Annotated in this window: 11 protein-coding genes; 8 read left to right on the top strand and 3 right to left on the bottom strand. The window is 53.6% G+C overall.

Going from position 1 to position 9,654, the window contains the following annotated elements; genetic code table 11:
- Positions 1–41 precede the first annotated feature (41 nt).
- From HMPREF3066_RS10385 to HMPREF3066_RS10360, 6 genes are all read left to right on the top strand, one after another.
- On the top strand, positions 42–665 hold the full coding sequence (locus HMPREF3066_RS10385) for a LysE family translocator (RefSeq protein WP_070870076.1): 624 nt from the start codon (positions 42–44) through the stop codon (positions 663–665).
- Positions 666–844: 179 nt separating this feature from the next.
- Positions 845–1,084 (top strand): Fis family transcriptional regulator, encoded by a 240-nt coding sequence (locus tag HMPREF3066_RS10380; RefSeq protein ID WP_003761869.1) that lies wholly within the window; start codon positions 845–847, stop codon positions 1,082–1,084.
- A 31-nt stretch (positions 1,085–1,115) separates the two neighbouring features.
- Positions 1,116–1,889, top strand: a complete 774-nt coding sequence (locus tag HMPREF3066_RS10375) for a glutamine amidotransferase-related protein (RefSeq protein ID WP_070442782.1) — start codon at positions 1,116–1,118, stop codon at positions 1,887–1,889.
- 46 nt (positions 1,890–1,935) lie between these two features.
- Positions 1,936–2,799 carry a DMT family transporter gene (locus HMPREF3066_RS10370; protein ID WP_070442778.1) on the top strand — a complete coding sequence of 288 codons (864 nt, stop codon included), beginning with the start codon at positions 1,936–1,938 and terminating at the stop codon, positions 2,797–2,799.
- 100 nt (positions 2,800–2,899) lie between these two features.
- On the top strand, positions 2,900–3,718 hold the full coding sequence (locus tag HMPREF3066_RS10365) for a hypothetical protein (protein WP_003765233.1): 819 nt from the start codon (positions 2,900–2,902) through the stop codon (positions 3,716–3,718).
- Positions 3,719–3,773: 55 nt separating this feature from the next.
- Complete coding sequence (locus HMPREF3066_RS10360; RefSeq protein WP_070442775.1) at positions 3,774–5,000, top strand: chloride channel protein; 1,227 nt, start codon at positions 3,774–3,776, stop codon at positions 4,998–5,000.
- Positions 5,001–5,272: 272 nt separating this feature from the next.
- Here HMPREF3066_RS10360 and HMPREF3066_RS10355 read toward each other — a convergent pair whose 3' ends face one another.
- Genes HMPREF3066_RS10355 through HMPREF3066_RS10345 form a run of 3 tightly spaced genes read right to left on the bottom strand, consistent with a single transcriptional unit; the run spans position 5,273 to position 6,979 of the window.
- Positions 5,273–5,935: a DUF799 domain-containing protein gene (locus HMPREF3066_RS10355; RefSeq protein ID WP_377083651.1), complete on the bottom strand. Its 663-nt coding sequence runs from the start codon at positions 5,933–5,935 to the stop codon at positions 5,273–5,275.
- Between the two features lie 5 nt (positions 5,936–5,940).
- A complete protein-coding gene (locus tag HMPREF3066_RS10350) occupies positions 5,941–6,300 on the bottom strand; it encodes a DUF4810 domain-containing protein (protein ID WP_039406100.1) in 360 nt (119 codons plus the stop codon).
- Positions 6,301–6,313: 13 nt separating this feature from the next.
- Entirely contained in the window at positions 6,314–6,979 is a 666-nt protein-coding gene (locus HMPREF3066_RS10345) for a CsgG/HfaB family protein (protein WP_070442772.1), read from the bottom strand.
- A gap of 323 nt (positions 6,980–7,302) precedes the next feature.
- Here HMPREF3066_RS10345 and purH point away from each other — a divergent pair, with 323 nt between their 5' ends.
- Positions 7,303–8,883, top strand: a complete 1,581-nt coding sequence (gene purH, locus HMPREF3066_RS10340) for a bifunctional phosphoribosylaminoimidazolecarboxamide formyltransferase/IMP cyclohydrolase (protein ID WP_070442770.1) — start codon at positions 7,303–7,305, stop codon at positions 8,881–8,883.
- Positions 8,884–8,971: 88 nt separating this feature from the next.
- Entirely contained in the window at positions 8,972–9,568 is a 597-nt protein-coding gene (locus HMPREF3066_RS10335; protein WP_070442766.1) for a DUF6630 family protein, read from the top strand.
- Positions 9,569–9,654: the final 86 nt, after the last annotated feature.

The raw sequence follows: 9,654 nt of genomic DNA, 5'->3' as shown, positions 1-9,654 counted from the left end.
GTCCTGATTTAAATTTAATCCACTATACAAAAGGCTTCAGTATGACTTTTTGGCATGGCTTTTGGATTATCACCGGCGTACATTTTTTGGCGTGCATGTCGCCCGGCCCTGATTTTGTACTCGTTTCGCAGCAGGCGTTGAGCCGGGGGCGGGCTGCCGGAATGTTGACCGCGCTGGGCATTGCGTTGGGATTCGGTATCCACATTATTTATTCCGTACTCGGCTTGGTCACGCTGGTGGCTCAGTCCGCCCCGCTTCTGACCGCGGTCAAAATCGTCGGCGGCCTGTATCTGCTGTATATCGGCTATAAAGGTTTGCGCGCGAAAGCCGCGGGCGGGACGGTCGAAATCCGTAAGGACCATTTGGCGGACGAACCGACATGGAAAACGATATGGCGCGGGGTGTTGTGCAATGTGCTGAACCCGAAGGCGGTCGTGTATATGCTGTCGCTGTTTACCGTCGTATTGTCGCCGGATACGCCGATGTGGCAGATGGGGGTTTACGGCGTATGGATGGCGCTGATGCTGTTCGTTTGGCTCGGCCTTGTCGCGCTGATGTTGTCCGCCCCTGCCGTGAGCAAACGTTTTCAGCGTTTCGGCCATTGGATAGACCGATTTTGCGGCGGGGCATTGGCGTTGCTGGGGATTAAGGTTATCAGCGGGTAGCTTGGGTCGTCGGGCCAATAGGATGATTCTTATCCGGAAATGGCGGCAATATCAGGTCGTCTGAAAACACAATTTCATCGAAATAAAAAACAATCTATTTAATTCAAACTCAACAAACGTCGTCTGAAACCTATTTCAGACGACCTGTCATCTTTAAAAACAACGAAGGAGGATATGTTATGAAACAACCCATCCCCGATATTGCGCAATGCGTTGAACAGAATTTGCAACAGTATTTCAAAGACTTGAACGGTACGGAGCCTTGCGGCGTGTACGATATGGTGTTGCACCAAGTGGAAAAGCCGATGCTTGCGTGCGTGATGGAACAATGCGGCGGCAATCAATCCAAAGCGGCGGTGATTTTGGGGTTGAACCGCAATACGCTGCGTAAGAAACTGTTGCAGCACGGTTTGCTGTAAATATCGGTCTTGTTGCAAAGGGAGAAAACTGATGAAGCAGGAGTTTCGCCATGACGGCGGTACGCGGGGGAAAACGTTGAACGTCCATTTCATCCTGCACGAGGATTTTGAAGTGCCGGGCGCGTATTGGGATTGGGCGCGGTCGCGCGGGCATCGTACGGCGTCGACTAAGGTTTATGAGTCGGAAGCGTTGCCCGAAAACGCAGACGGTATCGATTTCCTGATTGTCATGGGCGGGCCGCAGTCGCCCGATGAAGACAGGCAGGCTTTTCCGTATTACGACCCTGAAGCCGAGCTGCGCCTGATGCGTCAGGCGGTGGCGGCGGACAAGTACATTGTCGGCGTGTGCTTGGGCGCGCAGCTTTTGTCCGTCGCCTACGGCGCACGGCATGGGCGCAGCCCGCACCGCGAAATCGGCGTGTATCCGGTCGAGTTGACGCAGGAAGGTTTGAACGACCCGCATACCGCCTTGCTGGGCGCGTCTTTCCTTGCGGGACATTGGCACGGAGATATGCCCGGACTGACGGATGAGGCGGCAGTATTGGCGGCGAGCAAAGGTTGTCCGCGCCAGATTGTCCGCTTCTCTCCCAAGCATTATGCGTTTCAGGCGCATTTGGAATTCGACCGCGCCGCCGTCGGCCTCTTGATTGCCGCCGACGGGCGTGAAAACTTGGCGGCGCAAAGCAGGACGCAGGCTTATGTGCAGCATCCCGATGAAATCGAGCGTTTCGATTTTACGCAGATGAACGCGAAACTCTTTGCCTTTTTGGATTCGCTGACCGAATCGGGGCAGGGTGGGGCGTGATGTCCCGCCTTTCATCAGTGCATCCTTTTATCCGACGACTTGAGCCATGATTTACCAAATACTCTCCTTATTGATTTGGGGCAGCTCGTTTATCGCCGCCAAATATACTTACGAGATGCTTGATGCCGCGCTGATGGTCGAGGCGCGGCTGTTGATTGCCGCGTTGATGGTGCTGCCTTCCTGTTACCGCCATTTCGGCAAGATTCCGCGCCGCGAGTGGAAGCCTTTGTTGTGTATCGCCTTTATCAACTACGTCGTGGTGTTGCTGCTTCAGTTTATCGGTTTGAAATACACGTCCGCCGCCAGCGCGATTACCATGGTCGGGCTGGAACCCTTGCTGGTAGTGTTTGTCGGTCATTTCGTTTTTAACGATAAAGCCAAGATTTACCACTGGATTTGCGGGGCGGTGGCGTTTGTCGGCATCGGGATGATGGTGCTGGGCGGTGCGGAAGAGGGCGGCGCGGTCGATTGGTTCGGCTGTTTGCTGATTCTGCTTGCCGGATTCGGTTTCGCCGGCGTGATACGGCCGAGCCAGCAGATGATTGCCCGCATCGGTGCGCCCGCATTTACTTCTGCTTCCATGGCTGCGGCGGCGGTGTTGTGCCTGCCGTTTTCGCTGGTGTTGGCTCAGAGCTATGAAGTCCACTGGTCGTGGGGCGGCGTGCTGTCGGTTTTGTATTTGGGGGTGGGATGCAGTTGGCTTGCCTATCTCTTATGGAACAAGGGCATGAACAAAGTTCCTGCCAATGTCTCCGGCCTCTTGATTTCGCTCGAACCCGTCGTCGGCGTCATCATGGCGGTATGGATTCTGGGCGAACATTTGTCCGCCGTGTCCGCTTTGGGCGTGTTCATCGTCATCGCCGCGACGTTTGTCGCAGGATGGCTGTCGAACAGAGGAAAGAATGCGTAAGGGGTCGTCTGAAAACGTGTGAATCGGGTTTTCAGACGACCTGAGAAGGTACGCGAGTATCTTGTTTTAATGTGGTTTTAAAAATATCAGGAAATTTTCGATGAAATATATGATTGCCCTGTTGCTTGCCGCTAGCCCCGTTTTGGCATCGGCTGCGCCCAATAACGACAAAGCTGCCGTCCAAGCAGCTATTGCCCAGTATTACAACCGACCGCTTGCGGCGCACAACTGTCAGCTTACTGAGCCGCCGAAAGACAGTGAGACAGCATCTGACAATATTATGTATTGTATGAAACCCGTTGCCGACCATAGCGTAACGCGCAACGGTAAAGCCACGCGCTATGTGTTGTACACGGGTTTTGCCTATGATATGAAGTACAAATTAAAACAGAACGCGCATGCCTCTTCGGGCTTGGCAGAATTGTTTGTTTTGGAAAAAACAGACGGCAAGTGGACAATCAAACAACATGGAAGCGATGAACTCGGCGCATGGGGGGATGTGCCGGAGAATAAGGATTGGCAGTTTGTTCAGATGGGCGAGCAAAACTGGGGCTACGCCGTCGAATCAGGCTATACGGGTCAAGGCGAAACGACAATTGGAAAAAACTTTCTGTTTACCGATAATAGCAACCGTATCCGCCGCAGCTTCATTGTGAATGGTAAAGATAATGGCGCATATTATGGCAATTGCGATGTATACAAAGGGCGGGAAAAACGCGATTGTGAAGACCGCTATACCAGCATCGATGCGAAAATTACCTTGGACAAAAGCCGTCCTTCAGTCTCAGGCGTTTGGGCATTAAGCGCAACGGTGCAGGGGGTGGATGGTAAAAAACGTTATAAAAATCAGAAATATGTGATTCCTTACAACGGCAAGACACACGTTGCGCCGAAAAGCTATCCGCTCAATGTTAATTGAGACCGTTTGATTTTTTAACGAAACCGCCGAACCCTGTCTCAAAAACAAAATCCCCATGAAACATACGCACAAACTTTGGATAGCCCTCATCCTCGCCGGCATCGTCGGCGGCATGGTCGGCATTGCCTTGACGGAGCTTATGCACTTTATCCAGCACACGGCTTACGGTTACGGCACGGGCGGCGGGCATGTTTCCTTTCGGGAAGGTGTGGTTCAAACGTCGTCTGAACGCCGCGTCCTCGTATTGATTTTGTGCGGCGTCGCGGTAGGGTTCGGCTGGTGGTCGCTCAAACGTTTCGGCAGGCCGCAAATCGAAATCAAGGCAGCCTTGAAGCAGCCCTTGCAGGGGCTGCCGTTTTTCACCACCGTTTCCCATGCGCTGCTGCAAATCATTACCGTCGGACTCGGTTCCCCGCTCGGACGCGAAGTTGCCCCGCGTGAAATGACCGCCGCGTTTGCATCCGTCGGCGGCAGGCGTTTGGGTTTGGACGAAGACGACACGCGCCTGCTGCTCGCCTGCGCGTCGGGTGCAGGTTTGGCGGCGGTCTATAACGTCCCGCTCGCCTCCACACTTTTCATCCTCGAAGCCATGTTGGGCATTTGGACGCAACAGGCAGTAGCCGCCGCATTGCTGACTTCCGTCACCGCCACCGCCGTCGCCCGCATCGGCTTGGGCGACGTGCAGCAATACCATCCCGCCCATCTCGATGTGAACATCCCGCTGCTGTGGTTTGCCGCCGCCATCGGCCCCGTTTTGGGCGCAACGGCGGTATGGTTTCAGCGCAGTGCCAAAAAATTTCCCTTCCTCAAGCGCAACGACCCGAAAATCATTCCTTTGGCGATTGCCTTGTTTGCCCTTATCGGCATCGTTTCCGTTTGGTTTCCCGAAATACTGGGCAACGGCAAGGCGGGCAACCAGCTTACGTTCGGCGGCATGACCGACTGGCGGTACAGCTTGGAAATGACAGCCGTCAAATGGTTCGTCGTCCTGCTCGCACTCGCCGCAGGCGCATACGGCGGGCTGATTACCCCGTCCATGATGCTCGGCAGCACCATCGCCTTCGCCGCCGCAGCCGCGTGGAACACCTTCTTCCCCGCCATGTCGTCTGAAAGTGCCGCCGTCATCGGTGCGGCGGCCTTTCTCGGCGTTTCACTCAAAATGCCCCTGACCGCCATAGTCTTCATCCTCGAACTCACCTACGCCCCCGCCGCCCTGCTGATGCCTTTGTGCATCACGATGGCGGGCGCAGTGGCAACGGCAAGGAAAATGGGGTTTGAATAAGCAGGGCGGGGAAAAGTAGTTGTTTAAAAAGGAATTAACTTTAAATCAGGACAAGGCGACGAAGCCGCAGACAGTACAGACAGTACGGCCAAGGCGAGGCAACGCCGTACTGGTTTAAAGTTAATCCACTATAAATGGCGGTAGCTGGCGGGGTGCCATATCGAGAGCAAGGTGAATCGGCTGTAAACGATGGCGGGATCGGAATTGAGAATGTCGCAGCAGAAAAAAAGGTCGTCTGAAAACTTGTTTTCAGACGACCTTTGCTTTGGGGATTATTTACCCGGCTGGGCTTCATAGTGGGGCGAATAAGGGCCGTACATGATGCCGTTCGTCGCGGACGCCGAAAGCAGGCGCGTGCCTGCAACTTGGGCAATATCGAATCCTTTGTCACCGACGGAGCTTGCAATCTGTTGGACGATTGCGCTCAACATTGCGCCGAGCAGGCCTTGTCCGGCAGTATTGTTGTTCTCGGTGCTGGAAGCCGTTGCAGAACCGTGCCACAACTCTTTTCCGGTTTTCGCGTCAACCAGTTTGGCTTCCGCCGTAACCCGGGTATCGCTTTGGATGAGTTGGTAGCTGGTGCCGTATTGGTTGATTTTTATATAGAGTACGGCATCCGCGCCGAAAATCCGATTGAGTTTTTCAAGGCTGACTTGATGGATGTCGTGCGCATTGTCCAGACCGTTTTGCTTGAAGGTTTCGGCCACTGCGGCAACCGGGAACACGTAATAGCCTGATTCCGCCAACGGTTGCGTGGAAGAAGCGAGCATCCCCGCACTTGCCTTAACTTCCGGCGATTCGTTTAAGGGGGGCAATACCAAAATGGAGCGGGGTTTGCTTTCCCTGAATGCGGAATAGTCGAAAGGCTGCGGCGCGGTAGCGGAACAGGCTGACAGTATGACGGCGGTTGCAGAGGCAAAAAGGGCGGTTTTCAGGCTGCTCATTTTCGGGCTCCTTTATTTTTCAACAGGAAGTCCATGAAGGCGGAAGATTCGGGGAACAGGCGTTTTTCGGTTTCGAAGTGTTCCGCTGCCGACTGATCCTGCCCCGCTTCGCTCAACAGCATTCCCAAATGGGCGTGTGTGCCGGGTGCTTCTTTTTTATTTTCGCTCCGGGTTTTCTGGAAATATTTTTCCATTGCGTCGATTTGTTCGCCTAGGGGTTTGCCGTCGCTTTTGAGGCGTTCGTAAACATCGGCATTGTTGTTTCCCCAATAATAAAGGGTCTGCTGAGGGTTGCCGCATGCGGCAAGCAGCAGGCAGAATGCGCCCAGGCAGCCTGTTTTGATGAGTTTGTCCATTTCAGACGACCTTTCAGCGGGCAGGCGTCCAAGCACCGCTTTCGATGCCGGCAACCAAATTATTGACTGCTTCGCGGATGGCCAGGTCCAATACTTTGCCGTTCAGCGTCGCATCGTAGCCCGCAGTGCCGCCAAAGCCGACGACTTCGCGGTTGGACAATGAAAATTCCCCTGCGCCCTGCGCTGAATAAACCACTTCGGAAGTGCGTACATCCACGACGTTCAACGCTACTTTGGCATAGGCGACTTGGGATTTGCCGCGTCCTAAAATCCCGAAAAGCTGATGGTCGCCGACATCCTTGCGGCCAAACTCGGTTACATCGCCGGTAATCACATAATCCGCACCTTTAAGGGCTTGTGTTTTGCCGCCGATGCCTGCTTCCTGCTTCAGCGCGCTCAATTGTGTACGGTTGAGTACGTTGAAACGGTTAGTCTGTTGCAGGTGGGTCAGTAAAATGGTTTTCGCCTGACTGCCCAAACGGTCTTCACCGTCGGAAAATACGCCGCGCTGGTAAGTGGAGCGGTTGTCGAAGCTACCGATGGAAATAGGCGCGTGCGCACCGTGATAAGGGGTATTGTAGCTGCTGACTTTGACGGCTTCGATGGTTTTGGAAGACTCGGTCGCACAGCCGGCTGCCAAGGCCGCGGTTGCGAAAATGCAGAGGAATTTTCTGTACATATTTGATTACTCCTGGGTAACTCGGAATTTGGACTTTGTAGGGTAGATTATGCAATCCGACCGATTTTGCATTCTATGGCTGTTTGTTAATGTATGCAAGATTTAACTGTATGAAATTTTGAAACTATTTAAAAATGTTAAGTAGTTGGATATGCGAAAGTCGTCTGAAAACTTATGAACACGGTTTTCAGACGACCTTTTTTATCGAAAAATTGTCAACAATTTTTCCAGAAAACTGCTGCTAAAAAGCCGAAACTAGGGGATAATACCGCCCCTGAAAGTGTTTGTTTCCAGTTATAAATCTCTGTTTAAAAGGAATCCCCATGCCTTCCATCAAACGCGCCCTTATCAGCCTGTCCGACAAGACAGGCGCAGTCGAATTTGCCCAAACCCTGCACAAACTCGGTGTCGAAATCCTCTCTACCGGCGGCACGGCGAAGCTGCTTGCCGATGCGGGCGTTCCCGTGATTGAAGTCGCCGACTATACCGGTTTCCCCGAAATGCTCGACGGCCGCGTGAAAACGCTGCATCCGAAAATCCACGGCGGTATTTTGGGGCGGCGCGATTTGGGCGAACACGTCGCCAAGATGGAAGAGCACGGCATCGGCAACATCGACCTCGTTTGCGTCAACCTTTACCCCTTCGCCGCCACCATCGCCAAACCAAACTGCACGTTGGAAGACGCGATTGAAAACATCGACATCGGCGGCCCGACCATGGTGCGCTCCGCCGCGAAAAACTGGAAACACGTCGCCATCGTTACCGACACCACCGACTTCCCCGCCATCGCCGCCGAAATGGAAGCCAATGGCGGCGCGTTGAGCGACAAAACCCGTTTCAACCTGTCGCGCAAAGCGTTCAGCCACACCGCCCAATACGACGGCATGATTTCCAACTATTTAACCTCGCTTTCAGACGACGTCTTGAGCGGCACGCCCGAAATCGGCGAGTTCCCAAGCCAGTTCAACCAAAGCTGGATTAAAGTGCAAGACATGCGCTACGGCGAAAACCCGCACCAACGCGCCGCGTTCTACCGCGATGTGTATCCTGCTGCAGGCAGCCTCGCCGCCTACAAACAGCTCCAAGGCAAAGAATTGTCGTACAACAACATCGCCGATGCCGATGCCGCTTGGGAAGCCGTCAAATCCTTCGACGCGCCCGCCTGCGTGATTGTGAAACACGCCAATCCGTGCGGCGTCGCCGTTGCAGCCGATACCTTGACCGCCTACAAACTCGCCTACGCCACCGACACCACCAGCGCGTTCGGCGGCATCATCGCCTTCAACCGCGAAGTGGACAGCGAAACCGTGAAACAGATTACCGATAACCAATTTATGGAAGTCCTCATGGCGCCAAAGTTCACCGCTGAAGCCCTCGAAATCGCCGCCGCCAAGAAAAACGTGCGCGTGTTGGAAGTGCCACTTGAGGCAGGTGCGAACCGATTCGAACTCAAACGCGTCGGCGGCGGACTATTGGTACAAACGCCCGACATCCACCGCCTCAACCGTGCCGATTTGAAAGTCGTCTCCAAACGCCAACCGACCGAGCAGGAATGGAACGATTTGCTATTCGTCTGGAACGTTGCCAAATACGTTAAATCCAACGCCATCGTCTTCGGCAAAGGCGGTCAAACCTACGGCATCGGCGCAGGCCAAATGAGCCGCGTGGACAGCACCCGCATCGCCGCCCGCAAAGCGCAGGACGCAGGCCTGGACTTAAACGGCGCATGCGCCGCATCCGATGCCTTCTTCCCCTTCCGCGACGGCGTGGACGTCATCGCCGAACAAGGCATCAAAGCCATCATCCACCCCGCAGGTTCGATGCGCGATCAGGAAGTTTTTGATGCGGCGGACGAACACGATATTGCGATGGTGGTAACGGGCGTTCGCCATTTTAGGCATTGATTCAAGTTTGATTGAAGTAAAGGTCGTCTGAAAATGTTTAACCGTTTTCAGACGACCTGTTTTTGTATTTTGATATTAGGAACACGACATGAACGAAGCAATTTTCTATCCTGCTACGCCTGAACAAAAAGCAGATTTGTGGGCGTTGTTTAAATGGTTGGAAGTGACGGAAGAAGATTTGGCTGTTTTGCAGCGGGGCGAATGGGTTTATCAGATTCAAGAAAGCCTTTGGGCTACGTTACGGAAGAGGGGTTGGCCTTCCGGGGAGAATGACGATGGTTCCGGTGCGGAGCTGGAGCAGGTTAAGAATTTTTATATCCATGTAGATGAAAATGAAGAGTCAATGGAGGACTTGGGGTACGGGGAAGAGTGGGCGGATATCTTCTGCGTCTTACGCAGATATGGCGCAACATGGTATTCAGATTGGAAATTTGAACCGGAAGAGATGGAAGCGATTGTCCGGAATCTATTAGGTTGGGAAGAATGGGAATGGGAGTATCCCGAAGAGACTTATAGTGAAGAACTGTTTCCTTATGTACAAGCGGCATTGGAGAGGGATGGTTTGGTGTTGTGTGACGTACCGACCGGTGATGATGGTTACCTGTTTGCGATTTTTTGGCTGGATGATATCGAAGCAGTACAGGCAACGGCACAACGCTTGGATTTGGAAGTGGAGATTTGTTGATTTGTCCCGTTCGCGATGAGCGGGGGCGATAATATAGTGGATTAACTTTAAACCAGTACAGCAAGGCGAGGCAACGCCGTACTGGT

Origin of the sequence: Neisseria sp. HMSC03D10 (assembly GCF_001807625.1) — a bacterium.
Taxonomy (GTDB): Bacteria; Pseudomonadota; Gammaproteobacteria; order Burkholderiales; family Neisseriaceae; genus Neisseria; species Neisseria mucosa.
The sequence above is the reverse complement of the archived record's forward strand: the minus strand, read 5'-3'. Positions and strand labels throughout refer to the sequence as shown.